Origin of the sequence: Paracoccus wurundjeri (assembly GCF_030678915.1) — a bacterium.
GTDB classification, from domain to species: Bacteria; Pseudomonadota; Alphaproteobacteria; order Rhodobacterales; family Rhodobacteraceae; genus Paracoccus; species Paracoccus onubensis_A.
On sequence record NZ_JAUUTZ010000001.1, the window covers coordinates 212,705 to 237,465 of the forward strand.

Sequence of the window (24,761 nt, forward strand, 5' to 3'; positions counted from 1 at the left end):
CCTTTGCTCTTGCAGCCGGTATATCCGCAGCGCAGCAAAGGAAACACCCATGACCTACCAGCCCAAATCCGATTTTCTGCAAATCATGTCCGAACGCGGCTATCTGGCCGATTGCACCGATTACGAAGGTCTGGACAGGGCGCTGCTGGCCGGTCCGGTGACGGCCTATATCGGCTATGATGCGACGGCGGCCAGCCTGCATGTCGGGCATCTGCTGAATATCATGATGCTGCGCTGGTTCCAGAAAACCGGCAACCAGCCGATCACGCTGATGGGCGGCGGGACGACCAAGGTGGGCGATCCCTCGTTTCGCGCGGATGAACGGCCATTGCTGGATGATGCCGCGATTCAGGGCAATATCGACGGGATGCAGCAGGTGTTCGCGCGCTATCTTGTTTACGGCGACGGGCAGGCCCTGATGCTGAACAACGCCGAATGGCTGGACGGGCTGAACTATCTGGAATTCCTGCGCGATATCGGCCGGCATTTCAGCGTCAACAGGATGCTGTCATTCGAGTCGGTCAAGTCGAGGCTGGATCGCGAGCAGTCGCTGTCCTTTCTTGAATTCAACTACATGATCCTGCAAGCCTATGATTTCCTTGAGTTGAATCGCCGCTATGGCTGTCAGCTTCAGATGGGCGGCTCGGATCAATGGGGGAATATCGTCAACGGGATCGACCTGACCCGGCGTGTGGATGACAAGGTGATCTGGGGGCTGACCTCACCCCTGTTGACGACCAGCGACGGGCGCAAGATGGGCAAGTCGCAGGGCGGTGCCGTCTGGCTAAATGGCGGGATGCTGTCACCTTATGAATTCTGGCAGTTCTGGCGAAATACTACTGATGCCGATGTCGGACGGTTCCTGAAGCTTTATACCGAATTGCCGGTTGAGGAATGTGACCGCCTTGCCGCTTTGCAGGGCTCGGAGATCAACGAGGCGAAGATCCGTCTGGCCAATGAGGTCACGACGCTTTTGCATGGCGCCGACGCGGCGGCGAGCGCCGAAGCAACCGCGCGTGAGGTGTTTGAACAGGGCGGGGCGGGCGGCGACCTGGAGGTTGCACTGTTGCCGGCGGATGCCTTTGACAGCGGGCTGAGCGTGGTTCAGATGCTGGTCAAAGCCGGCATCACGGCAAGCGGCAAGGAGGCAAAGCGACTGATTGCCGAAGGCGGACTGCGGTTGAATAATCAGCCTGTCGGCGATCCGCTGCTGCCTGTCGATGCGGGAATGATCGGTGACGGCATGAAAGTCTCGGTCGGCAAGAAGAAGCATCGGATGGTCCGGATCGGTTAGGGCGGAAACCGCATGGCTGCCTTGCGCGGCCATGTGACGCCACGTCGCGGCACTGGAATTCGGGTTTCGGCTTTCTTATCTGCACGGGTGCGGGAGGATAACTCCAATATGGCAGATTCAGATATGAGCCAAGATACACAACCGCAAAGCATCGCCAGCCGTCAGAACGGAAAAGAGGCCGACAACGCTCTGGAGCAGATGTTCGGCTATTTCAGCCGTGAAGAGCAGCCACGCCGGATCGTCACGGAATTCGACGCCTATCGGGCCGGGATCCGCGCCGCCTGATTATCGGCTTATCCGCGCTCGACCCTGCAATGGAAGCAATTATTGCTGGCCGAGCGGATATGGATGAATGCGATCTCGTCCCGCGTGAAGAGTTCACGGCACCGGGCCTCGATTTGTCCGGTCGGGACGACTCCGCCGGTTCCATAGACGATACGTTCATCGGCGGAATAGCCGCGGACGATATATTGCTCTGATCGCAGAAAGCCTGCGGGGAAATCCGGCCCGCCTGCCGCGCATTCCGCGGCGCAAAGAAAGATCGGGCCGGATTCCGTATAGGGGTTCAGCCCCTCGAATGGCCTATGCGCGACGATCAGATAAGGTTCGCCTTCCGGCACCTGATCCATGCAGTGACGGCAGGGCGTGCCATTGCCGGGTGAGGCCGCGACATGTTCGGGCGCCAGACCATAGGCGTCAGCTGCGCCGTTGCGCCATGCCTGTGCCAACGCGGTCGGGATCGGACGGAAACGGATTTGCATTTCGGGACTCCTGTTTTGCGACAGACCTGTTTATGTAGAACAGGCGAAATACAGGGGCGCAGAAATCGGGCGTCTCATTCGGCAAACTGGGTGACATGCGATGAAGGATATGGTCGAAGCAGAGGCGTTGATCGCGAAAATGGGCGAAGCCGCGCGCGCGGCCGCGACGGAATTGGCGCAAGCCCCAGCCGAACGGAAACACGCCGCGTTGATCGGCGCAGCCTATGAAATTCGTAAACGCGCGCCCGAAATTCTTGCGGCGAATGCGCGCGACCTGGAATATGGCCGCGAAAAGGGCCTGTCCGATGCAATGATCGACCGCCTTCGGCTGGATGACGACCGGTTGCGCGGGATCGAGGACGGTTTGCGCGCCGTGGCCGAGCAGCCGGATCCGATCGGTGCGGTCATCGATGAATGGGACCGTCCGACCGGATTGCATATCCAGCGTGTCCGTACACCGATCGGGGTGTTGGGCGTGATCTATGAAAGCCGTCCGAATGTGACGGCGGATGCCGGTGCGCTTGCCCTGAAATCCGGGAATGCGGTCATCCTGCGCGGCGGCTCGGAAAGCCTGCATTCGTCGGAAGCGATCCATGCCTGTCTGGTCGAAGGCTTGCGTCAGGCGAAACTGCCGGAAGCAGCGATTCAGCTTGTCCCTACCCGTGACCGTGCGGCGGTCAGTGCCATGCTGACGGCGCAGGGGCTGATCGATGTCATCATTCCGCGTGGCGGCAAGGGATTGGTCGGGCTTGTACAGCGAGAGGCGCGGGTGCCGGTCTTCGCGCATCTTGAAGGGATCTGCCATATCTATGTGGATCGCGATGCCGACCCCGAAATGGCCCGCAAGGTGGTACTGAATGCCAAGACGCGGCGCACGGGCATTTGCGGTGCGGCGGAATGCCTGCTGATCGACTGGCGGTTTTACACGCAACACGGGGCCACCGTCATCGAGGATCTGATCGCCGCCGGTGTAGAGGTCCGGGCGGAAGACGAGTTGTCGAAGATATCGGGAACCGTTCGCGCGCAGCCTGATGATTTCGGGCGGGAATTTCTGGATATGATCATCGCGGTCCGGCTTGTGGATGGCGTTGACGAGGCGATTGCGCATATCCGGAAATATGGCAGCCAGCATACTGAATCGATCCTGACCGGCAACGATGCGACGGCCGAGGCGTTTTTTGCCGGGTTGGACAGTGCGATCCTCATGCGGAACGCCTCGACGCAATTCGCGGATGGAGGCGAATTTGGCATGGGGGCGGAAATCGGCATCGCGACCGGAAAACTGCATGCCCGCGGCCCGGTGGGAGCCGAGCAACTGACCAGCTTCAAATATCAGGTCACGGGGCAGGGAACGATCAGGAGCTAGGCCGGCTCTCTGGCGGGACCGCCCCTTTGGCTGGGGCGGTCTTTTCGAATGTCAGAACGCGATTCCGACGCTGCGCCCGGTCAGCTTCCAGCTTAATGCGCGACCGCAATCCGCCGCCGCTTCCGCAAGCAGGAGAAACTGAACCTCTGAGGGCGAGGGGCTGCGTTGCGGTAGCGTTTCGCTTTGATCCAGCCAGGCCCACAGGGTGGTATCGGCCCGGATTTCTTCGGCTTCCGCCGTCAGTTTCCAGCCGGTTTCGGAATGCCGTACCATGACATTTCCGCCCTTGGGCAAGGCATGTTCAAGACACATCATGGCAAGCAAAACCATCCGGACGCGATCGCGTGGAAATGTGCCATAGGCGATCAGATCAACCTTGATCCGATGCTGCGCCGTCATGCCGGATAGCAGCTTCTTCAGTTGTGCGGCGGTGATCGACTGATCCGCCGAGGCATGGCCGAAAGCGATCCGGAAAGATTGAAGCCGGTTATGGGCCGCACTGACTGAATCCGCGATAAGACGCATTTCGGGCGTCCGGGTCAGGCCGGGAAACTCGTCCGAAAGTTCAAGCAGTTCTATGCCATTGCCGATCGCTCCGATCGGAGAAACAAGATCATGACACAGCCGGGAACCAACCAGTGTCGCCAACTGGCGGGGATCGATACGCATTGTATGGGCACTCATCAGAATGTACCTTCTGAACCTGACATCAAAGGATTAATCATGAATGAACTTCTCGAACCCGGAATGATCGTCCGGCATCCCGGTGCTCCGGAATGGGGAGAAGGACAGGTGCAATCGCGTATCGGCGACCGGATTACCGTGAATTTTACCAACGCCGGAAAGCAGGTTATCGACGGTAAAAGGGTTACTCTGGAGATCCTGCGGTGGAATCAATCGTGACATTGTGACCAATAATTACTCTTCTTTGGGTTGTTTTATGCCTGATTACGGCATCTTTTGCGTGTAACAGGATCCTGCATTTGGTTGCAATGCGACATTTGCACATTTAGACAGCAATCCTGAGCGCATTTCGGCAATACCGGCAGGTCCGATGAAATCCGACCCTTCTTATTTCGATATCCGCATTGCCACGAGTGAGCGTGATCTGCGCGCGGCGCAAAGGCTGCGCTACCGGGTTTTTGTCGAAGAGCTTGGTGGCGATGGCCCTTTGGTGGATCACGAGAATCGGCTTGAGCGGGACGAGTTCGATCCCGTCGTTGATCATCTCTGCCTGATCGATAAACGGCGCAGCACGGATGCGCTGGATCATGTCGTAGGGGCTTATCGGCTTTTACCGGGGCTTCGGGCGGAAGAGTTCGGCCGTTTCTATTGCGATAGCGAATATGATCTGACCAGATTGCGTACCTCGGGGCGATCTCTTCTCGAACTTGGCCGGTCATGCGTGGATCGGGATTACCGGGGTGGTTCGGGGATGTTTCTGCTGTGGAACGCCCTGGCCGATTACGTTCTTGATCTGGGGATAGAACTGCTGTTCGGCGTGGCCAGTTTTCATGGTACTGATTCCGGGATACTGGCTCCGTCGCTAAGTTGGCTTTACCATCATCACCTTGCCGATGAGACATTGCGCCCCACGGCCCGGGCAGAAGGTTATCAGCCGATGAATTTGATCCCTCCGGACCAGCTTGACCGGCGCGAGGTGATGATCGGCATGCCTGCGCTTATCAAGGCTTATCTCCGGCTTGGTGGCCGGGTCGGGGATGGCGCTTATATCGACCGGGATTTCAATACGACCGATGTTTTCCTTCTGATGGATACCGCGGCCATGTCCGAAAAGCACAAGAAATTTTACGAAAGCCGCTGGCAAGGGCAATGAGCGGAACACGTGAGCGCATCGAACCCGTCCGGGGTGAGATGACATGGCGAAGCGATGACGTTCCTGCCTTGGCGCGGCCGGCGGGGTTTTTGGGCTGGTGGCGGGTTATGCGCCGTGGAATACCTGCGATTCTTGTGCTTCTGATCGGTGTGATCCTGATCCTGCCGATGCGCGGAATCGAAAAGTTGCTTCATGGTCCTCGCCGCCCCTGGACCGGGCCTCATGTTCAGATCGTCTGCCGTCTGGTGCTGGTTTGCATCGGGCTTGGCTGGCGCTGCCAAGGGCTGCCCATGCGCGGTCCCGGCGCCATCGTGGCGAACCATTCAAGCTGGCTGGATATCCTGACGATGAATGCGGCGCTGCCGATCTTCTTCGTTTCCAAGGCCGAGGTGCGCGGCTGGCCGGGCATCAATATCCTGACTGCGGTCACCAATACCCATTTCGTGGTTCGCGATCCGAAATTCGCCCGGCAGCAGGCAAGGGAATTCGCCGCGCGTGTGCGGGCGGGTCATCGGTTGCTGTTCTTCCCCGAGGGAACCTCGACCGATGGGCGGCGGGTCCTGCCGTTCAAACCGACGCTGTTTCAGGGTTTTCTGGATCCCGAACTGCCCGAAGCCCTGGCGATTCAACCGATGAGCGTTGCCTATCACGCGCCCAGCGGGTGCGACCCGCGATTCTATGGCTGGTGGGGTGATATGGGGCTGGGGGATCATTTGCTGACGGTGCTGTCCGCGCCGCGTCAGGGCCGGGTCGAGGTGGTTCTGCTTCCGCCCGTTCCGGTTGCCGGAGAAACCCGGAAGACATTGGCCCTGAAGACAGGTGAATCCGTGCGTGAAGGGCTTGATGCCGCGCTTGGAGAAGCGGATAATCAAGATTGAATCTGCCGCCATAATACCATATATTGTATCCCCCTCCGCCATTGCCGCCAAGGAAGCCAGATGACTCGTTTTGCCGCCCCAATTGCCGAACAGATCTGGGACATGAAATACCGGATGAAGGATGCCGCCGGGCAACCTGTAGATGCAACGGTCGAGGATAGCTGGCGGCGCGTTGCCCGTGATCTTGCACAGGTCGAGAAAGAGCCGGAGATCTGGGAAGATCGTTTTTATGCCGCGCTCGAGGATTTCAAATTCCTGCCCGCAGGCCGGATTCTGGCCGGAGCGGGAACAGGCAGGACGGTGACGCTGTTCAATTGCTTTGTCATGGGGACGATCCCCGACAATATGGGCGGCATCTTCGACATGTTGAAAGAAGCCGCCCTGACCATGCAGCAGGGTGGTGGGATCGGCTACGATTTCAGCACCATCCGCCCCAAGGGGGCCGAGGTGAAGGGCGTGGCGGCGGATGCCTCGGGGCCGCTTTCCTTCATGGATGTCTGGGATGCGATGTGCCGCACGATCATGTCGGCGGGCAGCCGGCGCGGTGCGATGATGGCCACGATGCGCTGCGATCATCCGGATATCGAACAATTCATCGAGGCCAAGCAGGACAGCGCCCGTTTGCGGATGTTCAACCTTTCGGTGCTGGTCACGGATGCGTTCATGGAGGCCGTGAAGGTCGACGGCACATGGGATCTGAAATTCGGCGACAAGGTCTATCGGACCTTGCAGGCGCGCGATCTGTGGAACCGGATCATGCGCGCGACCTATGATTACGCCGAGCCCGGCGTGATCTTCATCGACCGGATCAATCAGGCGAACAATCTGCATTACGCCGAGACGATCTCGGCGACCAATCCCTGCGGCGAGCAACCATTGCCGCCCTATGGCGCCTGCCTGTTGGGCTCGATCAATCTGGCCCGGCTGGTGACGGAACCGTTCTCGGATGCCGCAAGGCTGGATGAGGCGGCGCTTGACGAACTGGTGCGGACTGCCGTGCGGATGATGGATAACGTGGTGGATGCCTCGAAATTCCCGCTGGATCAGCAGGCCGCTGAAGCACAGGCCAAACGCCGGATCGGGCTTGGTGTCACCGGCTTGGCGGATGCCTTGCTGATGCTTGGCCTGCGATACGGGGCAGAGGATGCGGCTGCGCAAACGCGGGTCTGGATGAAGGCAATTGCGCGTTCGGCCTATCTGGCAAGCGCCGATCTGGCGCGTGAGAAGGGGGCATTCCCGCTGTTCGATGCGGATGAGTTCCTGAAGTCGGGTTTCATGCAGCGGATGGATGTGGATGTGCGTGACGCCATCGCGGCGCATGGCATCCGTAACGCGCTTCTGACCTCGATCGCGCCGACCGGGACGATCAGCCTTTATGCGGGCAATGTCAGTTCCGGGATCGAACCGGTCTTCGCTTATGCCTATAGCCGCAAGGTGCTGCAAAAGGACGGTTCCCGTACCGAGGAAGAGGTGGTCGATTACGCGGTGCAGATGTGGCGCGATCTGAAGGGCGACGCACCCCTGCCGGATCACTTCGTGAATGCGCAGACCCTTGCGCCCCGCGATCACGTCGCCATGCAGGCGGCGGCGCAGGAATGGGTGGACAGCTCGATCTCCAAGACCATCAACTGCCCCGAAGATATCTCTTTCGAGGATTTCAAGGATGTTTATCTTGCGGCATGGGATCTGGGCTGCAAGGGCTGTACGACCTATCGCCCGAATGATGTGACGGGTTCGGTCCTGTCCGTTTCCGAAAAAACCGAGGCCGCGCCCGAAGCCGATCAGGGCGCCGATGTCGTCTATCTGACAGAGCCGCTTGACCGGCCGTCCGCGTTGGAGGGGTCGACCTACAAGCTGAAATGGCCGGGCAGCGAACATGCGATCTATATCACCGTGAATGACATCGTGCAGGGCGGACATCGCCGCCCCTTCGAAGTGTTCATCAACTCGAAGAATATGGAGCATTTCGCCTGGACCGTCGCATTGACGCGGATGATCTCGGCGGTGTTCCGTCGCGGCGGGGATGTGTCTTTCGTGGTCGAGGAATTGAAAGCGGTGTTCGATCCGCGCGGCGGCGCCTGGATGCAGGGCCGTTATGTGCCGTCCATTCTGGCGGCGATCGGCGGAGTGATCGAACGACATATGATCTCGACCGGGTTTCTGGCAGGTGAGGGAATGGGCCTGAAATCCGATCCGCGAGCAGAGGTCGTGGCCGTTGGGGAACGCCCGAAAGGCCCGGCCTGCCCAAGCTGCGGGCAATTCGGCATGCAAATGCTTGAGGGCTGCATGACCTGCCCGAATTGCGGCCATTCGAAATGCGGATAGGCACAGGAGCATTCCGAACCGGCGACAACTGGATGCCGACCGGGCGCCGCGATATCTTGTAAACGAAAACTACGCCCCGGGATCCTGCTCCTGATGGGACCAGAGATAACCGATGAATGCGCCTTTCACGATCCGCAGCAACACAAGGGTCAGAAGCGTCGTGATCAGGCCAACGATGAGCAGCAGAGTCAGCGGGCTTGGCCTGAACAGCACCCAAGTAAAGCCGATCAGCGGGATCAAAAGCAATAGCATGATCGTCATGGTGAAGAATGCCGGACCGTCCGCGGCCCGATAATTTCCAAGCGGAGCCTTGCAGTTTTCGCATTCAGGAGAGATCGTCAGATAGCCCGTCAGAAGTTTTCCCTCCCCGCAATTCGGGCAACGGTTCATCAACCCACGAATAACGGCCGCTTTTCTTTCCTGGGATTCCGTCATGTCCAGCCTCGCCCTCATATCACGTCAGCCATGCTGACACGGCCGACGATAGCAAATTCCGGGCGGACGTGACCACGCCCGGCGGATTTATTGGCCGCTCAAGCCTTCCGATTTGAAGAAATCCGCGCATAGCGGTTCGGTCAATGCGGTAAATTCGTCTTCCGAAAGCTTTGCATAACAGGCCGATCTCAGGCGGCGCTCATACATTGTTCCGGGTTGCGGTCGTTCGGGACGATTCCCCTCGACAGAGGCCGCCTCGGACATCTTCATGAATCTTCCCGACGGCGGATCGAAGGCAAATTCGTCCTCATAAATTTTCTCCAGACAGACCATTCCGCGGGTCGAGTCCTGCAGATTGAAGATCACACCTTCCCTGCTCAGAAGCTCTTCCCCGATTTCTTTTGCGGCATCGCTGGAGGGATCGCTCTCAAGCGCCGTCTCGCATTGATCAAGAAGCTCCCGCATCGGCAGACTGCTGTAATTCTCGTCGGCAAGAAGCGTGGCAGGGAATGTGGCGAATAGGGCGACAAATACGGCAGGTTTCAATTTTTCCTCCGGGGATGGTGCGTCGTCTCCCAATTGCCCATGAATGCGGATGTGACGCAAGACACAGTTCCCGGCGCCTTGCTGCTGCTGGCGAAGTTTGGCCATAAGAGTTGCGGGCAGGGCGCAGCCACCCCCTTTACCCAGCGGTGCCATCACATATAATTCGTTTGCTGCGCCCGTTCGTCTGGCCTAGTTTCGTGAGGCGCGGCGAAAGACATTCCGCCAATTTCCGAAACAAGAACCGTGGTCCGACCGATGAATACCAGATTCTGTGCCCTGATCGTGCTTGTGCTTTCCCTGCCGGCGACCTCATTCGCCCAAAGTGAAAAGACCGAACCGTCCCTGGCCGATCTGACCGCGGACGAAAAGATGGAAGCGGCATTCGATGACATGGCCGGGGACGTGGAATTGCCCGATTGGGTCAAGTCCAAGGCGGTGACATCTCCGGGTCAGCGGGTCAGTTTTGACGGCAAGGAATATCTGGCCATGACCGGTTGCGAGCAGCATCAATGCGGCGCTCACAAGATCGCGGTGCTTTACGAGGAACAATCCGGAACGATGTATGGCCTTTTGACCGCCGAGGATGAGGAAAGCGGCGGCGAGACGCTGACCTGGCTCAATATCGGCGGCGGGCCGGAATCGATCGACGGCAAGACCCTGTTATTCGCCGCAGTGACCGGAAGTATCGAGAACCACCCCGAGGATTTTCAATACGCGCAGTAAAACGCCGCGTCTTCGCCGATGGCTTTCTGAACCAGTGCTGCGCCGGTTGACGGTGATGCGCTGGATATTTGAATGAAGAAGGGCAGAGGTGGAGCCGGTCAGATATGACGGCAATCACCGGGCAGCCGCTCAGCCGCCGGAATGGATATTGCGGCTGTCTGCCGGTGCTTCGTCTCGGGCGTTCATGCCGTAATCGCGCAAAACATTGGCGATCCGCAGACGGTAATCGGCAAAGATGTGATCCCGGCCGGCCGTCTGTGCCGCGCGATGCTCTGACAGGTTGCGCCATTGCGCGATGGCGGCTTCGTCGCGCCAGAAGGACAGCGACAGAATTTTATCGGGATTCGTAAGACTCCGGAAACGCTCGATCGAAAGGAACCCGTCTATGTCTTCCAGCAAGGGGCGAAGCTGGGCAGCCAGATCAAGATATTCGCTTTGGGTTTCCGTGGTGATTTCCACTTCGAAGATGACCGCGATCATGGGTGCACCCCATGCGGCGCCGAGGCCATCTTGACGAACAGGCGATCTTCGCGCCGGATGAAACCCTGATCGCGGGCGAATTCGTAATTCTCGCGTCCCAGAGGATCGGCTGCCAATCGGGCGCGATAATCCTCGTATTCCGCCAGAGAGGGCAGGGAGTATATCCCGTAAGCGGTCGTTGCCGATCCTTCATGCGGCGCGAAATAGCCGAACAGATCGGCCCCGCAACGCGGAATGCATTGTCCCCAGTTGCGGGCATATTCCTCGAACAGGTCACGCCGGTTCGGATCTATATCATAGGTGATGATGCAGGTTATCATGTCTTGGCCTTTCCTTGCTGTCATCTGGATAGCAGATTGCCGATACGTAATGGTTCGGTTAATATCGAACCATGAGAGAAGGTCCGGATATCGCGCGCATTGCCGCATTGGTCGCAGATCCCGCCCGCTGTTCCATGCTGCTGGCATTGATGGATGGTCGCGCCCTGACCGCGACCGAGCTTGCCGGCCTTGCCGGGATCACCAAGCAGACAGCCAGTAGTCATCTGGCGAAGCTGGTGGATGGCGAGGTGCTGCGGGTGGAGGCGCAGGGGCGTCACCGCTATTTCCAGCTTGAGGGACCGCATGTGGCGGCTTTGCTTGAGGCGCTGATGGTGTTTTCCAGCGATTCCGTTCCACCGTTGCGTACCGGACCAAAGGATTTCGCACTTCGCAAGGCACGGATCTGTTATGACCATCTTGCCGGTGAAATGGGCGTGGAACTTCACGACCGGATGCGCGAGCGAGGCTGGTTGTCCGATGATCTGACCATTACCGAAAAGGGGTGGACGCATCTTGCCGCAATCGGTCTGACGCCGGCGAAATTGCCGCGCAGCAACCGCCCGCTTTGCCGGTCCTGCCTGGACTGGAGCCAGCGCCGTCATCACCTTGCGGGTCTGGTGGGCAGGATGATTCTTGACCACATCCTGGCGCTGTCCTGGGCGCGGCGTTTGCCGGCGTCCCGCGTCATCGCATTTACTCCGGATGGGGAACGACGTTTTCTGGATTGGCTGCGGTAGCGCAGGGCTGAAGCAAAACCCATCTCCGGCAGGATACTTATTTCGGATAGATGGCCCATCAATAAGACTGCAATGATCCGCTGGGGGGCGAAATGCCCGTCTTGGTCAGGCTATCGCGCGGCGAATGTTCCGCAGGACACCGGAGGGGCCCAGCTGTCGTCGTTCTGTTACCATGCCTTGGGAGAATTGCCGGATCAGCCAGAGAGCATTTTGTACCGCGAGCATCATGAACACAGAAAAAGACGCCAGATTCTGGGACCGGGCTTCACGGAAATACGCCAAGGGGGCGATTGCGGATCACGCCGGATACGAGCGCAGCCTGGATCGGACCCGCGCTTTGCTGGAACCGGAGGGCCGGGTGCTGGAACTGGGCTGCGGTACGGGAACGACGGCTTTGCGGCTTGCGGGCGATGTGAAAAGCTATCTTGCGACGGATATTTCCGCGGAGATGATCGCGATTGCCAATGAAAAATGCGCGGCCAATCCCGTCTCCGGACTGGTTTTTCACATAGCCACGGTGGAAACGGTTGTGCCGGATATGGCAGGCTTTGATGCGATACTGGGATTCAATTATCTCCATCTGGTCCGCGACTTGCCAGACGCTCTGCGCCGCATTCGTGCCTTGCTAGCCGCTGACGGCCTCTTCATTTCCAAGACACCCTGCGTTGGCGATATGAACCCGCTTATCGGGTTTGCCTTGTTACCCGCGATGCGCATGGTCGGCAAAGCGCCTTATGCGAATGTTTTCGCGGCAGCAGAGCTGAACCGGCATATACGGGATGCAGGCTTCGACATTCTTGTCTCTGAAAGCCATGCAACCGGGCGCAGGGATGCCCGCCCCTATATCGTGGCGCGCAAGCGGTAGGTGGCCGTGGATGTGCATCTCGCCTTGTGTGGCGGGGGCAGGTTTTCAGCCCGTCGCCGCCGTTCCGGAAAACGGATGACGGCGACGGTATTTGTCGCGGAAATTGTGGTTCAGGCGCTTCTGCCGATCTCGGGCGAGATGGTCGCCGGTTGTGGCGCGGCGGGTTTCTCGTCGGTTTTCAGGCTCCAGTACAACTCGTCCAGGCCGGAAGCCTGATCTTCAACCGGCACACACAATCCGACGGTCCGTTCCAGCAGGAAGGCCAGAATCGCACCTGTCACGACACCGGCACCGATACATATCGCGATTCCCGCAAGCTGCATGAGAAGACTGATCTGACCGTGCTGAAACGCATAGGCGCCCTCTTCGATGCCGAAATAACCGCCACGAGGTGTTCCGGCCTTCACGAGTCCGACCATGATCAAACCATATATGCCTGCGCCGAAGAAAAGCGGGAAAAGCTTATGCTCATCGATGCCGCGCTTTAGCGTGAATTCGTAAACCGCCCAACATGTGACGGGCGCGAACAGCGCGACAAGGAAGGCCTGCCACGGCAGATAGACATCAAAGCCCGATGCACAAGCCACATAGCCCGCCAGCGGTCCGAACAGGAAATAGATATAGGATTTGGTTCTGTAAGAGATGATCGCCCCGGTGATCGCACCGCCCGCCCAGGCGAGGCCGTAATTGTTGAACGCAATGCCGACGCTGGTATCCGCCATGGTCACACTGACGGCCAATGCCTCGGGGTCGAAGAAGAACAGGCATGACAGGATCACCATCGGCAATCCGGCAAAGATCGTCACCAGCCCGGTCGCGGCAAGGCCGATGCTGGGCGCGTTATATGACGGAACCTTGGGATGAGGCTCGAACATGCCCGGTCGTTGCCCCAGTTTCGGCACCAGAGCCGCCGCCATCCCCGCCGGGAACAGGTAGACGAAACCGACCCCGAAGAAATCGTGGAATCCCGCATTGGTCAGCGGACCGACAGATCCCCAGGTGATCCAGCTCAGCACCGAGGACACGATGGTCGCCACGACCGCGGTGATGTAGTAGGAGGTCGCCGTCATCCGCTCGGATACCGAGAAATGCAGCAAGACGTTAACGATCCCGGCAAAGCAGGCTAGGAAGAACACGAATATCTGGAATGTGTTCAATCCTGGGAAAATCGCCGGATCGGTATGATGCGCCAGACTGTTGGCCAGGCTGCCGCCCAGCCACCAGTCATGAAGGGCATCGCCAAGCGTCGCGCCTTCCATGATATAATATTGTCCGGCCCAGAAACCGAAGCCGATCACGAAATAGGTGGTAAAACCCAGAAAAAACCCCACCATTTTCTCGACGGTGGAATTGTACAGATTTTCGCTGCGGGTCGTGCCTGCGTCGATCATCAGAAGCCCGACGACGACAAGGATCGCACCGACCGCGCCAGAACCGTAGATAAGGTTCTGCACAAGCGAACTCAGCGTGACTTGCTCTGAATAGAGCATGGCTGCGTTAGATTCCATTATTGTTGCTCCCTGTTTTCAGTCCCTTTGTTTCTCAAGGCTTTCCATCTGTTGCTTCGTGTGGGACGTCACGAAAATTCATTGTCTCGCCTGATGCTTCCACGCAGGCTCTGCTTTCCGCGATCCGCGAATTGAAGGGGGAATCCGTCGATCCCCCCTCCCGGATCAGATCATCGGTCTTCCATCTTTCCGCGCCTCTCGGATTTCCCGCAGAAAGGCGCGGACGAGAACGAATAACACTCCGGCGACAATGACGGGCCAGACAAGAACATATGCGCTCAGCAGAATTTCGGTCATGGTCATCAGTCCTTTCACTCAGGTGTTTTGCGTGTCGAATTGGCCGGCATGACGCGCGATCCGGTCGAAATCGAACTCATCTTTATTGAACCAGGAAAGCACCACGCACAGGATCGCCGATACCGCATAGGCCAGAAGCGAGGCGGTCAGGACCGGATATTGATGCAGGAAACCAAGTGCGAAGGGCAGGGTGATCAGCATCGCCAGCACCACCGCCGCCACGCCGGCCCGCAGGCCGAAAAAGCCGAAGATCATCAGTCCGGCGATGACGCCTATGCCGACGACCGACAGAAGATCGGTGACGATTGCAACTGTGCCTTCCAGCGGCAGCCAGCCCGTGCGCACCAGCGTGAAGACCGCCAATGCCGCAAGGACCGAGATGGTGAAGCCGGTATTGTTGACCTTGTTCCAGTAGAAACTGGCGATAACCGGAAAGACCAGCGCTCCCCATATCGCCCCGACAAGAACAAGCAGATCAAGAATATCAAAGCGGCTGCTGGCGAAATACATTGCCATTCCGGTTGCGACGATCATGGTGATGCGGCCGATCAGCAGCATGAGTTGCGGCTTGGCGCCCGTCTTTCCCGCGATATTGCGGCCATAGATGTCGGTCATGACGATGGATGACATGGCCGCCAGATCCGAGTCTGCGGTCGAGGCGAGCGACCCGATGATCATGATGAAGAAGACGCACAGGAAGGCCAGCGGCAGATAGCCAGCCGCAAGCTGCGGGATCAGATTGTTGACGTCGCCATCCGCCGGGTCGATGCCGATATAAAGGGCAAGCACGCCAAGCATTCCGACCCCGATCACCGTCGCGCCATAACCCACGGTCGCGGTGACGAAGGTTTGCTTGATCATATCTTCGCGCACGGCGAAAAGGCGCTGTGCGATGGTCTGATTCCCGATCGCATAGGCCAGAACCGCGGCGATGAAGGGCGCGCCCTGATTGAAGAACGCGTCGGATGAGAAGAAGCTTTGTTGCTGTGCCGTCAGGTTCTGTGCGCCTTCAACGAAGATCGAACTGCCACCCGCCGCGAAGAAGATCATGGGAACAACGATGACGACTGCGCCCAGCATGGCACAGACCTGAATGAAATCCGTCAGCATCGAGGCCCGGATTCCTGACCAGAGCGTATAGAGCAGCACCCCTCCCGCGATCAGCAGCACCCCCGTCGAGAAGGACAGCGGCGACATCATCGAAATCAGGGCACCTCCGGCGATGAAATTGGACGTCAGGCTGAGAAGGCTTCCAAGCAGGTTCGATCCGGCAAGAAGCAACTGGCTGGACTGCCCATGTCGGGCATGCAGGATTTCAGCCAGGGTATGGGCCCTTGGCGCCAGTGATCGGATGCGCTTGCCGAAGGGATAGATGAACAGGATCATCAATGCGCCCCACAGCCCGTAATGGATCGGACCGGAAAGCCCATAGGTATAACCCGACGTCGCCGAGGCATAGAGAGATGCTGCCCAGATCCATGTGGCCGTCATTGACGCAGCCGAGATGCCGAAACCGACATTATTGCCCGCTGTCATGTAGCTGTCGGCATTCTCCTGCTTCTTGCCGATGGATAGCGAGATGACGAAGGTGATCCCGAAGAAGGCAATTAGAAGTAAGAGCGTCAGAGTGGTTCCAAGCGCCATGGGCTGCATTCATCTAGTCCTTTTGCTCAGGTTGCGGGGTATCGACAATTACCAGGAACGCCGCGGCCCGTTTGCGGATATCGTCCATTTGGCAAACCGGTCGTCGGTGAACATGTCTGATGATGCCAGCCTTCTGTCGCGGGACCGGCTGAACATCCATTCGGATGTAAGAGGGTATTGAGCTTGGGAAGCTTGGGGACGGCCACCATGATGAACAGGTCGCCGCCATGATCACTTCACCAGTTCCGGATGATCTGGCATGTCGCCCGTGAGCCGGCAGCCCGCCCCGGTATTTTCGACGATGCGTGTCGCCACCTTGTCAGCCGCATGGGCTGTTGCCGGTTCCGATATCGTCAACGCCACAGCTCTGCTGCGGATCGTCTGGCCAGCGTTCAAAGTGACTCCCATCCCGTCCCGGCCCTTCGCCTCCGGGCGTAAGGCAGGGCGGCGATGGGTAACGGCACGGGACGTCCACGATAATATCATGACCGGGGGCGTTTCTTTTCGGGATCGTAATGCGGGAAAGAGGCGATTTTCGCCGCGATACGTTTCTGATGTCCGTCCAGCCGACCCACCTCTACTGCCGTGCCCGGCTCGGCATGGGCGATATCCACACGCGCCAGCGCGATCATCTGCCCGGTTCGCGGCACCCGCATGGCCGAGCAGATCTCGCCCACCTGCGCGCGCCCGATCCGGATGCAATCGCCATGCGCCACAGGCTCCTGACCTTCGATCTCAAGCCCCACGAATTTGCGCGAGGGATGTTCCTTGCGCCGGATCAATGCATCGCGGCCTACGAAATCGGCGGTCTTGGATTTCAGCGGAACGGTAAAGCCGATACCGGCTTCGAACGGATCGGTCTGATCGTTGAAATCGTAGCCTGCAAAGACCAGCCCGGCTTCTATCCGCACCAGATCCAGTCCGGCCAGTCCCATCGGTTTGATGCCCAGTGGCTGCCCCGCCTGCCAGACGGCATCGAACACCGTTTCGCCGTCTTTCGGGTGACAGAACACTTCGTAACCCAGTTCGCCGGTATAGCCGGTGCGCGAGACGACGACCGGCACGCCCTGTTCGCCACCGATCCGGCCCACGGTAAAGCGGAACCAACCCAATTCCGGCAAGGCGGGCTGATGCGGAGGCGTCCAGATGATCCCGGACAGCAATTCGCGGGATTTCGGCCCCTGAACCGCCAGATTATGCATCTGATCGGTGGACGAGCGGATCATCACGTTCAACCCCAATCGGGCGGCTTCCTCACGCATCCAGACGCCGCCTTCGTCAGAGCCTCCGATCCAGCGGAAATTCTGCTCGCCCAGCCGGAACAGCGTGCCGTCATCAATCATGCCGCCATGCGGGTAACACATCGCCGAATAGACGACCTGCCCATGACCCAGCGTGCTGACATTCCGGGTCAGCACCCAGTTCATCAGGGCTTCGGCATCCGGGCCTGTTACCTCGAATTTGCGCAGCGCCGACAAATCCATGGCCACCACGCCTTCGCGGCAGGCGAAATAGCTTTCGACCGCGTCGCATTCCGGGAAGGAATTCGGCAGCCAGAAGCCGCGATATTCGACGAAATCACGCGTCATTCCGGCGAATTTCTGGTGGAAGGCGGTCTCGCGCGTCATGATCGGCTCCGAATCTGGTGTGGCGCGCCATGCGACTGCGCGTTGAATGCGCTCGGTCGCGGCGTAGCTGCGTAAATGAATATCGGTCAGCATCCAGCCATTGGCTGGCGAGGTGTCATCCGGGCAGGCCGAGGATACGCAGACAATATCGGTCAAAGCCCTCAGCAAGACGTAGTCACCGGGCCGCGACCATGGCTCGTCGGTATACATGACGCCATGCTCGTCGATCGAGGTATTGAAGAAGAAATTCGCCGCCATCCAGCCGCGCCGCTCGGGCACCCCGTAAGGCAACAGCGCCGCGTTGAAATTATCGGTGCAGTTCACATGACCGGGATAGCCGATATCGTCATAATATTTGGCCGAGCAGGCCATGGCGAAAGCATCATGCCGACCGCAGGTATCCTGGATCACCTCTACCAGTGGCGTCAGATCCTGATCGTAATATTTCGCATGCAGGCCCGGCATAGGATAGGCATGGTTCTGATAGGTGCGGGTCGTCGTCACATCCAGCGGCAGCGCTTGTCCACGATCCAGCTTGCGGGCATCGAAACATTGGAAATCCGTGCATTGGCGGCCATCGACATCGATGATCTGAATGAACTCGCCCTTGCGGACCAGATAGGCCTCGGCGGTAGAGGATTTCACCCGCAGATCAAGGATCGGATCGGCCAGCGGATCGGGCAGGGCGAATCCGGCATTGCGGCGTGGCGCCGCACGGGTGATGTTCAGGGTCAGCGGCGTCGTGGTGTTCTGAAGCTCGAAATCCATCGGCGCGCCGGGGGCCGCGACCACAAGCCACCCTTCGGCGGCTGCGGTGAAACCGGCCTGGGCGCCCGGTTCGGTCTCGGCGGAAAACAATCCGATCGCTCGCTTTATCTCGATCCCTCTTGCGGCCAGCCCCTTGCGCAATCGCGCAAGACTGGGCTGATCCGAAGACAGCAGCGCCTGTAACCCATTGGCCGGTCGATCCGCCTTTACACCCAGGATCTGGCTGTCCACCCGGCCATCGCGATGCGCAGCCAGAAGTTCGGCATGCTGGCCGCCCTCGTCATTCACAATCTCGATCCGGTCCCCTGTGGCGATCTGGACCAGAATGGCCCCGCCGCCGGGAACCGCATAGCGTTCGCTGGCCACCGAAAGATTGTATTTCGCAGCCCGGCGCGGGCGCGTTGCAACCGGCGGGCCCGGCCGAAGCAGATTGTCTGGCGGTAATGACAACATCTTTTGCCTCATCCTGAGAGAAGATTCCAAGGCGCCGGGCGGCGCCTTTGACTATTCATCGTCAGTTCTGCAGGTAGACTTCCTTGCTATCGTCCAGCGCATCCTTCCACGGCGTATGATGGACCGGAGCCATCGTGCCGGTGATCACCGAGCGATAGCAGTGATCGCGGAAGGTCATGATGTTCTCGGCCTTGTGCTTCTTCCATTCGAAGAAGGCCTGACATGCGCCATCGACATCGAAGCTGGGATAATCCGTCTCGGCGATCAGTTCCTTGACGTAGTCGCCCTGATACTGGATCGCATATTTGGCGTCGTCCGAGGCTTCCTCGCGCGTGATACGCTCTTGCACATCGGCCATCATCACCTGCTTGTCCGTGGGCAGTTCGATCCGCCCAAGGATCGCATCGCGCACCCACCACGCCTGAGCGTCGAACATGTTGAAGGTGAACCACTGGTCCTGCATGCCCAGATAGAACATCTTCGGATTATGGACATAGGCGACCCCCTTATACAGATCGGCACTCGCCAGCCGGTTGGCGGTTTTCAGTCGCAGATCGTCGGGCAGGAACGGGAAATAATGCCGGTACCCGGTGCAAAGGATGATCGCGTCGACCTCTTTGCTGCTGCCGTCAGAGAAATGCGCGGTCCGGCCGTCGACACGCTCCAATGCGGGCAGTTCCTGCCAGTTATCCGGCCATTTGAAACCCATCGGCGCGCTGCGATAGCAGGTGGTTACTGTCTTTGCGCCATATTTCCAGCATTGCGAGCCGATATCCTCGGCTGAATAGGACGAGCCCAGCAGCAGCACGTCCTTGCCGGTGAATTCACGGGCATCGCGGAAATCATGGGCATGGACGATCCGGCCGTTGAACTGTGCGAATCCGGGATATTCCGGCACGTTGGGGCTGGAGAAATGCCCTGAGGCGCAGATCACATGATCGAATTGTTCTTTGTATACGCTGTCTTTTTCCGCGTCATGGACAGTGACGGTGAACTGTTCCGTCTCGGGGTCGTAATCGATCCAGCGGATAATGCTCCGGAACCGGATCCAGTCGCGCACGCCCGCTTTCTTCACCCGCCCCTCGATATAATCGAACAGTACCGCGCGCGGCGGATAAGAGGCGATCTGCTTGCCGAAATGTTCCTCGAAAGAATAATCGGCGAATTCCAACCCCTCTTTCGGACCGTTGCTCCAAAGATAGCGATACATCGATCCATGGACCGGATCGCCATTCTCATCGACGCCGGTGCGCCAGGTGTAATTCCAAAGCCCGCCCCAATTGGATTGTTTCTCGAAACAGACGATCTCGGGAATCTCGGTGCCTTGCTTGGCGGCCGATTGAAATGCACGCAACTGTGCCAGCCCCGAAGGTCCAGCGCCAATGATGGCAATACGCTTGGTCATGTTCCTTGCTTCTCCCAATTGTGGTAAGACCAGTATTGTGAACTGGTTCATTCGGTTTGGACCTATAAGAACATCAGAGTGCCTTTAAGGCAATATTTTTTCGTCACAAGAATGTTGCTTATTATTTTCGTGCGCTTTGAGCGTTAAAAGCAGGCTATAACAATCGCATGAGCAGGTCGGTTTTTATCTGGAAGTCACCGGTCAGCGGATCCTTGCCTCATCCCGGCGCCGCGAATCGGCACGCTGCGGAACCGGTCGGCGCAGAGGAGCGGTCAATACCGGCAACTGCTTACCCGGATGATCCGGACCGAATTCTGACGGGGGAATCCTTGCCGCACTCTTATGCCGCGGCTAGGGTGAGATCCGTGTTACCAGTGAATAAGATTTTAAAATCATGCCGAAAGCCCGCCGCGAAAGCGATATCTGTTCCTGCCATAATTGTCATCTCTCACCATTACCCTCTCTGGGCGGCGGCAACCGCCTTGATTTCACCCAAGCCGCGACTTCGATATGATCCGCCTGTCCAGGGAAGACCTGGCGGTCTTCAGGGCGCATGCTGAGCAGAATCTGGATCGGGATAGCGCCGCACGTTTTCGGTTCAAGAACGCGGACGAGGTAGCCCATCTGAACGATCAGGAGCTTTTGGCCGCTATCCGCGCGGCGCGTGAAACGGTGGTCGGTTTCGGAATCTCCGATCTGAAATTGCGGTTTCGGTTCATCATGCTGGATGTCTTTCGCCTGCCCGGTTTCTGGCGCGATGAGGCGGTGCAATCGCTGATGCATGCAGAGACGGGAACTGCGGATACCCGCTTTGGCGATGTTTGCGCCTTGATCAAGATGGCGGCCGTCCGCAACGGCATGTCGGACCGGGTGTGGTGGTAATGGGCAAGACGCGTATTCTGAAAGCCCCGATCGAACAGACTTTGCGGCGGATCGAACAATATTTCAGACGACGTCGCACCGTCCCGGATGACGATATCTGGAATGTGCCCACACCTCTGAAGGGAATCCCGCCCGGAGATTTCGTCGTCCCGCCCGCTCCGGTGCTGAATCCCGGGGCTGACGACCCTGCGGCTCCGGAACCCGATCCGGATCCGGAAAGACGCAAACCCGGCATTCCCGCATTCGATCCTGAAACGGATGCCGAGAGCGAGCATAACAAGACGCCGAATACCAGAGACGAGCCGGAATGCGCGAAATGCGAAAGATGCCCGCCGCGACAGCAAGGGCATCTCACGCCCCAGTCCGCGCCGCAGAAGCGCCCGGAACAGAAGCGTGGCTATGATTATCAGTACTGGGTCTGTCCGTGGCATTACTATGATCCGGCAAGGTCGCAGATCGGGGAATGGGATTGGCTCGGGGTGATTTTCGATGGGCTGCACCCAAGCGAATGCCACCTGTTCGAGGCCAAGCATGGATATGACGGGTTTCTGAAGCAGGATGATTGGAATGCGGAGGGCAGGCCTGGTTTGCAAGACTGGGCTAGCAACGCTTTTGATAAGATCATCGATCAAGCGGATCGGCAGCACGCAGTTGTTGTGTCACATTACCCGAATGTCAGGCTGACATGGGTGTTCAGCAGCATGATAACCAAGCTTTATGTATTTCAAAGATTTATAGACAATGGATGGGTTCCTCCAATCGAGGCCGAGGTGCGCCCATTTGAGCAGGAAAGATATGACGATGAGTGATCTGGCGTTGTCCGTGAAGCTGCCCCCTCAAAACTATGGTTTTGAAGAGGGTGCGGCGGATTTTCTGGAACTTCTCACGCAACTGCGTCAGGTACGCGGTTTCGATGTGGACTGGTATGCAATATGGGAAAAAGATGGTCCCCGTTATGATGTTTGGAAAGACCGTGAAACTTATCTTCAGCAATTCCGCGAAAATAATGCTGAGAAAGCAGATCACTTCAGCATTTGGGCGCATGAAAGCAGTGATCGTTTATATGATTTGACATATCGCTGGAACAATTGGAGCACGAACCACCTGTCCGGCGAAGTTTATCGCCCTCATCCCCAATACGGCACCCAATTCCAGCTTTATGTCGGCCTGATCGACGCCATTCTCGGGTGGAAGCGTCCGCAGCATCTGGCCTTCGGGCCGGGCGTGTATCTCCGCGATCATCACCCGCTGGACCGTTCCCGCGCGGGCATCCGCTGGATTGGCTGGATCCCCTTCACGCTCAATCCTTCGGACGTGCCCGAGGCCGAGATCGTCCAGCCCATGCATAACGGCACCCTGATCGTCACCCAATCGCAATACTGGCAGGCATGGGAGGCGAACCCGGATTATTCCCGCGAAGCGATCGAGAGGGCGCAGGAGGTCGAAATCCGGCTTAATCTGCTTGGCGTTCTGCCCACAAATATCGAGCTGGAGCGCGGGGACTGGGGGCGATAGATCCTTAAACCCGCAATGCCGGAACATGGCCCGGCATTCCGATGTACCCGTGGCCGGGATCGTTCAGCCGATGCATGACGGCAGTCTGACCGTGACGCAATCGCGGGACCGACAGGCACGGGAAGTCAACCCGGAGTGTTCCGGCGAGCCGAAACAGTTAAGACCTGTTTCGGATTATTCAGTCATTTCCAGTGAATTAAATGGTAGCGGAGGAGGGATTTGAACCCCCGACACAAGGATTATGATTCCTCTGCTCTAACCAACTGAGCTACTCCGCCACGGGTGGGGGCGATGTAAGGGGTCTGGTGGGGGGCGTCAAGCGGTTTTCGTAACCGGACCGAACTTGCTGTCATGCTTCCCGAATGACGGTGGGGAAGGCGGGTTTCACGGGGCTTGCCCTCGCTTCGAGCTTGCGCCACCTTGCAGCTATCAATCCCGCGTTGACGGGACATGTCCGACAGGGAGACTTACATGAAACATCTGTTGACCACACGTGCGATGCTACTGGCTTCCGCCCTGGCCATTGCACCTGCCGCCCATGCTGAAACGCCGGCCGATGTGCTGGTCGTGGCGCATACGATAAACGATATCATCACGCTGGATCCCGCGCAGGCATTCGAGTTTGCGGGGAATGACGTCAATCGCAACAATTACGACCGGCTGGTGGATTTCGATCCGATGGATCTGGACGCCGGCTTCCAGCCCTCGCTCGCCGAAAGCTGGGAAATGTCCGAGGATGGAACCGCGATGACCTTTACCATGCGTGAAGGCGTCACCTTCCATTCGGGTAATCCGGTGCGTGCGGAAGATGCGGCATGGTCGCTGCAACGTGCCGTCAAGCTGGACAAGACGCCCGCATTCATCCTGACGCAATTCGGCTTTACGCCCGAGAATGTCGAGGAAAAGATCACATTCGAGGGGAACACGCTAACCCTGAATCTGGATGAGCCCTATGCGCAATCCTTCGTTCTCAACTGCCTGACCGCCATGGTCGCCAGCGTGGTGGATAAGGAAACGGTTCTGGAACATGTCGAGGGCGAGGATCTGGGCAATGCGTGGCTGGCGAATAATGAAGCCGGTTCGGGCGCATATGTGTTGCAGGCATGGAAGCCGAACGAGGCCGTGCAACTGACCGCCTATGAGGATTACTGGCAGGGTCCTGCCACGATGAAGCGGGTGATCATCCGCGATGTGCAGGAATCCAGCGCGCAGCGCCTGCTTCTGGAGCAGGGCGATATCGACGTCGCCCGGAATCTGTCACCGACCGATGTCGAGGGTCTGCAAGGGGTTGAAGGCGTCAAGATCCAGGACGAGCCGCTGGGACGAATCCTGTATATGGGGCTGAATCAGAAGGATGAATTGCTGTCGAACCCCGCTGTAATCGAGGCGATGAAATATCTTGTCGATTACGATGGAATCACCAACAGTTTCCTCAAGGGTCAGTTCGTGCCGCATCAATCCTTCCTGCCGAAAGGATATCTGGGGGCGCTGGAAGAACTTCCCTGGACATATGATGTCGAGAAGGCCAGGCAGATCCTGGAAGATGCCGGGATCGAGGGCGGGACCGTCACGACCAAGGTTCGCGATCTGCGCGAATATATCGACGTGGCGCAATCCCTGCAGGCATCGATGGCCGAGGTTGGGTTGACGCTGGAGATTCAGCAGATGACCGGCGCGCAGGTGCTGGATGCCTATCGCGCCCGCGATGTGCCGATTTTCCTGGGCGAATGGGGGCCGGATTACTCTGACCCGAATACCAATGCGGCGACCTTTGCATGGAACCCCGATAACAGCGATGACGCGGCGGCAACCGGCTTGCTTGCCTGGCGGAACGCCTATGCCGTCCCCGAGGACATGGCCGAAATGACCGAGGCCGCAACGCGGGAGCAGGATAGCGACAAACGTGCCCAGATGTATCAGGACCTGCAGCGCAAATATCAGGCCGAGGCCCCGATCATCCCGCTCTTCCAGCGTATCGAGCCGACGGGCTTGCAGGAGAATGTCCAGAACTGGAATTCCGGCAAATCCGTGACCTCGGTCATGTATCATCAGGTCACAAAGGGCGAATAAGCCTTGAGCGTGACCAATACAGAA

Annotated in this window: 25 protein-coding genes and 1 tRNA gene; 14 read left to right on the top strand and 12 right to left on the bottom strand. The window is 58.4% G+C overall.

The window, feature by feature from the left end; translation table 11 throughout:
- Positions 1 to 49: 49 nt before the first annotated feature.
- Together tyrS and Q0601_RS01195 are read left to right on the top strand one after the other, a co-directional pair.
- Positions 50 to 1,294, top strand: coding sequence for a tyrosine--tRNA ligase (tyrS, locus tag Q0601_RS01190; protein WP_305286250.1), 1,245 nt, complete (start codon positions 50 to 52; stop codon positions 1,292 to 1,294).
- A 123-nt stretch (positions 1,295 to 1,417) separates the two neighbouring features.
- A complete protein-coding gene (locus Q0601_RS01195; protein ID WP_305286252.1) occupies positions 1,418 to 1,579 on the top strand; it encodes a hypothetical protein in 162 nt (53 codons plus the stop codon).
- 8 nt (positions 1,580 to 1,587) lie between these two features.
- Here the strand turns inward: Q0601_RS01195 and Q0601_RS01200 are convergent, their stop codons facing one another.
- Positions 1,588 to 2,055, bottom strand: a complete 468-nt coding sequence (locus Q0601_RS01200) for a DUF1203 domain-containing protein (RefSeq protein WP_305286253.1) — start codon at positions 2,053 to 2,055, stop codon at positions 1,588 to 1,590.
- Positions 2,056 to 2,155: 100 nt separating this feature from the next.
- On the opposite strand from Q0601_RS01200, the gene Q0601_RS01205 reads away from it, so the two are divergent.
- Positions 2,156 to 3,421, top strand: a complete 1,266-nt coding sequence (locus tag Q0601_RS01205) for a glutamate-5-semialdehyde dehydrogenase (protein WP_305286254.1) — start codon at positions 2,156 to 2,158, stop codon at positions 3,419 to 3,421.
- Between the two features lie 51 nt (positions 3,422 to 3,472).
- Here Q0601_RS01205 and Q0601_RS01210 read toward each other — a convergent pair whose 3' ends face one another.
- Positions 3,473 to 4,105, bottom strand: a complete 633-nt coding sequence (locus Q0601_RS01210; RefSeq protein WP_305286256.1) for a histidine phosphotransferase family protein — start codon at positions 4,103 to 4,105, stop codon at positions 3,473 to 3,475.
- A 39-nt stretch (positions 4,106 to 4,144) separates the two neighbouring features.
- Between Q0601_RS01210 and Q0601_RS01215 the strand changes: the two genes are divergently transcribed.
- From Q0601_RS01215 to Q0601_RS01230, 4 genes are all read left to right on the top strand, one after another.
- The gene (locus Q0601_RS01215; RefSeq protein ID WP_305286258.1) at positions 4,145 to 4,324 is read left to right on the top strand and encodes a DUF3553 domain-containing protein; all 180 of its coding nucleotides are present in this window, start codon (positions 4,145 to 4,147) and stop codon (positions 4,322 to 4,324) included.
- A gap of 151 nt (positions 4,325 to 4,475) precedes the next feature.
- Positions 4,476 to 5,258 (top strand): L-ornithine N(alpha)-acyltransferase, encoded by a 783-nt coding sequence (gene olsB, locus Q0601_RS01220; protein ID WP_305286259.1) that lies wholly within the window; start codon positions 4,476 to 4,478, stop codon positions 5,256 to 5,258.
- Entirely contained in the window at positions 5,255 to 6,136 is an 882-nt protein-coding gene (gene olsA / locus Q0601_RS01225; RefSeq protein WP_305286261.1) for a lyso-ornithine lipid O-acyltransferase, read from the top strand. The genes olsB and olsA overlap by 4 nt, the downstream gene beginning before the upstream one ends.
- A 60-nt stretch (positions 6,137 to 6,196) precedes the next feature.
- Positions 6,197 to 8,461 carry an adenosylcobalamin-dependent ribonucleoside-diphosphate reductase gene (locus Q0601_RS01230; protein WP_305286262.1) on the top strand — a complete coding sequence of 755 codons (2,265 nt, stop codon included), beginning with the start codon at positions 6,197 to 6,199 and terminating at the stop codon, positions 8,459 to 8,461.
- Positions 8,462 to 8,530: 69 nt separating this feature from the next.
- Here the strand turns inward: Q0601_RS01230 and Q0601_RS01235 are convergent, their stop codons facing one another.
- Entirely contained in the window at positions 8,531 to 8,896 is a 366-nt protein-coding gene (locus Q0601_RS01235) for a DUF983 domain-containing protein (RefSeq protein WP_305286265.1), read from the bottom strand.
- Between the two features lie 87 nt (positions 8,897 to 8,983).
- Positions 8,984 to 9,442: a hypothetical protein gene (locus Q0601_RS01240; RefSeq protein ID WP_305286267.1), complete on the bottom strand. Its 459-nt coding sequence runs from the start codon at positions 9,440 to 9,442 to the stop codon at positions 8,984 to 8,986.
- A 255-nt stretch (positions 9,443 to 9,697) separates the two neighbouring features.
- Here Q0601_RS01240 and Q0601_RS01245 point away from each other — a divergent pair, with 255 nt between their 5' ends.
- Positions 9,698 to 10,165: an Ivy family c-type lysozyme inhibitor gene (locus tag Q0601_RS01245; RefSeq protein WP_305286268.1), complete on the top strand. Its 468-nt coding sequence runs from the start codon at positions 9,698 to 9,700 to the stop codon at positions 10,163 to 10,165.
- A gap of 129 nt (positions 10,166 to 10,294) precedes the next feature.
- On the opposite strand, the gene Q0601_RS01250 is transcribed toward Q0601_RS01245, so the two are convergent.
- Together Q0601_RS01250 and Q0601_RS01255 are read right to left on the bottom strand one after the other, a co-directional pair.
- The gene (locus Q0601_RS01250) at positions 10,295 to 10,645 is read right to left on the bottom strand and encodes an antibiotic biosynthesis monooxygenase family protein (protein ID WP_305286270.1); all 351 of its coding nucleotides are present in this window, start codon (positions 10,643 to 10,645) and stop codon (positions 10,295 to 10,297) included.
- Positions 10,642 to 10,965 (bottom strand): NIPSNAP family protein, encoded by a 324-nt coding sequence (locus tag Q0601_RS01255; RefSeq protein ID WP_305286272.1) that lies wholly within the window; start codon positions 10,963 to 10,965, stop codon positions 10,642 to 10,644. Before Q0601_RS01255 ends, Q0601_RS01250 begins: the two co-directional genes overlap by 4 nt.
- A gap of 71 nt (positions 10,966 to 11,036) precedes the next feature.
- Here Q0601_RS01255 and Q0601_RS01260 point away from each other — a divergent pair, with 71 nt between their 5' ends.
- Positions 11,037 to 11,702, top strand: coding sequence for an ArsR/SmtB family transcription factor (locus Q0601_RS01260; RefSeq protein WP_305286274.1), 666 nt, complete (start codon positions 11,037 to 11,039; stop codon positions 11,700 to 11,702).
- Between the two features lie 226 nt (positions 11,703 to 11,928).
- Positions 11,929 to 12,567 (top strand): class I SAM-dependent methyltransferase, encoded by a 639-nt coding sequence (locus Q0601_RS01265; protein ID WP_305286276.1) that lies wholly within the window; start codon positions 11,929 to 11,931, stop codon positions 12,565 to 12,567.
- Positions 12,568 to 12,677: 110 nt separating this feature from the next.
- On the opposite strand, the gene Q0601_RS01270 is transcribed toward Q0601_RS01265, so the two are convergent.
- The 5 genes from Q0601_RS01270 to Q0601_RS01290 all read right to left on the bottom strand — a co-directional run bounded on the left by Q0601_RS01270 (position 12,678) and on the right by Q0601_RS01290 (position 20,270).
- The gene (locus Q0601_RS01270; RefSeq protein WP_305286278.1) at positions 12,678 to 14,075 is read right to left on the bottom strand and encodes an ammonium transporter family protein; all 1,398 of its coding nucleotides are present in this window, start codon (positions 14,073 to 14,075) and stop codon (positions 12,678 to 12,680) included.
- A gap of 165 nt (positions 14,076 to 14,240) precedes the next feature.
- A complete protein-coding gene (locus Q0601_RS01275; protein ID WP_220475265.1) occupies positions 14,241 to 14,372 on the bottom strand; it encodes a putative transporter small subunit in 132 nt (43 codons plus the stop codon).
- A gap of 18 nt (positions 14,373 to 14,390) precedes the next feature.
- Entirely contained in the window at positions 14,391 to 16,025 is a 1,635-nt protein-coding gene (locus Q0601_RS01280) for a sodium:solute symporter family transporter (RefSeq protein WP_305286282.1), read from the bottom strand.
- 473 nt (positions 16,026 to 16,498) lie between these two features.
- Entirely contained in the window at positions 16,499 to 18,865 is a 2,367-nt protein-coding gene (locus Q0601_RS01285) for a DUF1989 domain-containing protein (RefSeq protein WP_305286283.1), read from the bottom strand.
- A 61-nt stretch (positions 18,866 to 18,926) separates the two neighbouring features.
- Positions 18,927 to 20,270, bottom strand: a complete 1,344-nt coding sequence (locus Q0601_RS01290) for an NAD(P)-binding domain-containing protein (protein WP_305286285.1) — start codon at positions 20,268 to 20,270, stop codon at positions 18,927 to 18,929.
- A 510-nt stretch (positions 20,271 to 20,780) separates the two neighbouring features.
- Between Q0601_RS01290 and Q0601_RS01295 the strand changes: the two genes are divergently transcribed.
- Genes Q0601_RS01295 through Q0601_RS01305 form a run of 3 tightly spaced genes read left to right on the top strand, consistent with a single transcriptional unit; the run spans position 20,781 to position 22,667 of the window.
- On the top strand, positions 20,781 to 21,152 hold the full coding sequence (locus Q0601_RS01295) for a hypothetical protein (RefSeq protein WP_305286287.1): 372 nt from the start codon (positions 20,781 to 20,783) through the stop codon (positions 21,150 to 21,152).
- The gene (locus tag Q0601_RS01300; RefSeq protein WP_305286289.1) at positions 21,152 to 21,961 is read left to right on the top strand and encodes a Tox-REase-5 domain-containing protein; all 810 of its coding nucleotides are present in this window, start codon (positions 21,152 to 21,154) and stop codon (positions 21,959 to 21,961) included. Before Q0601_RS01295 ends, Q0601_RS01300 begins: the two co-directional genes overlap by 1 nt.
- A complete protein-coding gene (locus tag Q0601_RS01305) occupies positions 21,894 to 22,667 on the top strand; it encodes an Imm52 family immunity protein (RefSeq protein ID WP_305286291.1) in 774 nt (257 codons plus the stop codon). The genes Q0601_RS01300 and Q0601_RS01305 overlap by 68 nt, the downstream gene beginning before the upstream one ends.
- Before the next feature lie 201 nt (positions 22,668 to 22,868).
- On the opposite strand, the gene Q0601_RS01310 is transcribed toward Q0601_RS01305, so the two are convergent.
- A tRNA-Met gene (locus Q0601_RS01310) sits at positions 22,869 to 22,945 on the bottom strand.
- 193 nt (positions 22,946 to 23,138) lie between these two features.
- Here Q0601_RS01310 and Q0601_RS01315 point away from each other — a divergent pair.
- Positions 23,139 to 24,737, top strand: coding sequence for an ABC transporter substrate-binding protein (locus Q0601_RS01315; protein ID WP_305286293.1), 1,599 nt, complete (start codon positions 23,139 to 23,141; stop codon positions 24,735 to 24,737).
- Positions 24,738 to 24,761: the final 24 nt, after the last annotated feature.

Coding starts and splice junctions, on each gene's coding strand:
- tyrS (WP_305286250.1), top strand. CDS start 50: ATGACCTACCAGCCCAAATCCGATTTTCTGCAAATCATGTCCGAACGC.
- Q0601_RS01195 (WP_305286252.1), top strand. CDS start 1,418: ATGAGCCAAGATACACAACCGCAAAGCATCGCCAGCCGTCAGAACGGA.
- Q0601_RS01200 (WP_305286253.1), bottom strand. CDS start 2,055: ATGCAAATCCGTTTCCGTCCGATCCCGACCGCGTTGGCACAGGCATGG.
- Q0601_RS01205 (WP_305286254.1), top strand. CDS start 2,156: ATGAAGGATATGGTCGAAGCAGAGGCGTTGATCGCGAAAATGGGCGAA.
- Q0601_RS01210 (WP_305286256.1), bottom strand. CDS start 4,105: ATGAGTGCCCATACAATGCGTATCGATCCCCGCCAGTTGGCGACACTG.
- Q0601_RS01215 (WP_305286258.1), top strand. CDS start 4,145: ATGAATGAACTTCTCGAACCCGGAATGATCGTCCGGCATCCCGGTGCT.
- olsB (WP_305286259.1), top strand. CDS start 4,476: ATGAAATCCGACCCTTCTTATTTCGATATCCGCATTGCCACGAGTGAG.
- olsA (WP_305286261.1), top strand. CDS start 5,255: ATGAGCGGAACACGTGAGCGCATCGAACCCGTCCGGGGTGAGATGACA.
- Q0601_RS01230 (WP_305286262.1), top strand. CDS start 6,197: ATGACTCGTTTTGCCGCCCCAATTGCCGAACAGATCTGGGACATGAAA.
- Q0601_RS01235 (WP_305286265.1), bottom strand. CDS start 8,896: ATGACGGAATCCCAGGAAAGAAAAGCGGCCGTTATTCGTGGGTTGATG.
- Q0601_RS01245 (WP_305286268.1), top strand. CDS start 9,698: ATGAATACCAGATTCTGTGCCCTGATCGTGCTTGTGCTTTCCCTGCCG.
- Q0601_RS01250 (WP_305286270.1), bottom strand. CDS start 10,645: ATGATCGCGGTCATCTTCGAAGTGGAAATCACCACGGAAACCCAAAGC.
- Q0601_RS01255 (WP_305286272.1), bottom strand. CDS start 10,965: ATGATAACCTGCATCATCACCTATGATATAGATCCGAACCGGCGTGAC.
- Q0601_RS01260 (WP_305286274.1), top strand. CDS start 11,037: ATGAGAGAAGGTCCGGATATCGCGCGCATTGCCGCATTGGTCGCAGAT.
- Q0601_RS01265 (WP_305286276.1), top strand. CDS start 11,929: ATGAACACAGAAAAAGACGCCAGATTCTGGGACCGGGCTTCACGGAAA.
- Q0601_RS01270 (WP_305286278.1), bottom strand. CDS start 14,075: ATGGAATCTAACGCAGCCATGCTCTATTCAGAGCAAGTCACGCTGAGT.
- Q0601_RS01275 (WP_220475265.1), bottom strand. CDS start 14,372: ATGACCGAAATTCTGCTGAGCGCATATGTTCTTGTCTGGCCCGTCATT.
- Q0601_RS01280 (WP_305286282.1), bottom strand. CDS start 16,025: ATGCAGCCCATGGCGCTTGGAACCACTCTGACGCTCTTACTTCTAATT.
- Q0601_RS01285 (WP_305286283.1), bottom strand. CDS start 18,865: ATGTTGTCATTACCGCCAGACAATCTGCTTCGGCCGGGCCCGCCGGTT.
- Q0601_RS01290 (WP_305286285.1), bottom strand. CDS start 20,270: ATGACCAAGCGTATTGCCATCATTGGCGCTGGACCTTCGGGGCTGGCA.
- Q0601_RS01295 (WP_305286287.1), top strand. CDS start 20,781: ATGATCCGCCTGTCCAGGGAAGACCTGGCGGTCTTCAGGGCGCATGCT.
- Q0601_RS01300 (WP_305286289.1), top strand. CDS start 21,152: ATGGGCAAGACGCGTATTCTGAAAGCCCCGATCGAACAGACTTTGCGG.
- Q0601_RS01305 (WP_305286291.1), top strand. CDS start 21,894: ATGGATGGGTTCCTCCAATCGAGGCCGAGGTGCGCCCATTTGAGCAGG.
- Q0601_RS01315 (WP_305286293.1), top strand. CDS start 23,139: ATGAAACATCTGTTGACCACACGTGCGATGCTACTGGCTTCCGCCCTG.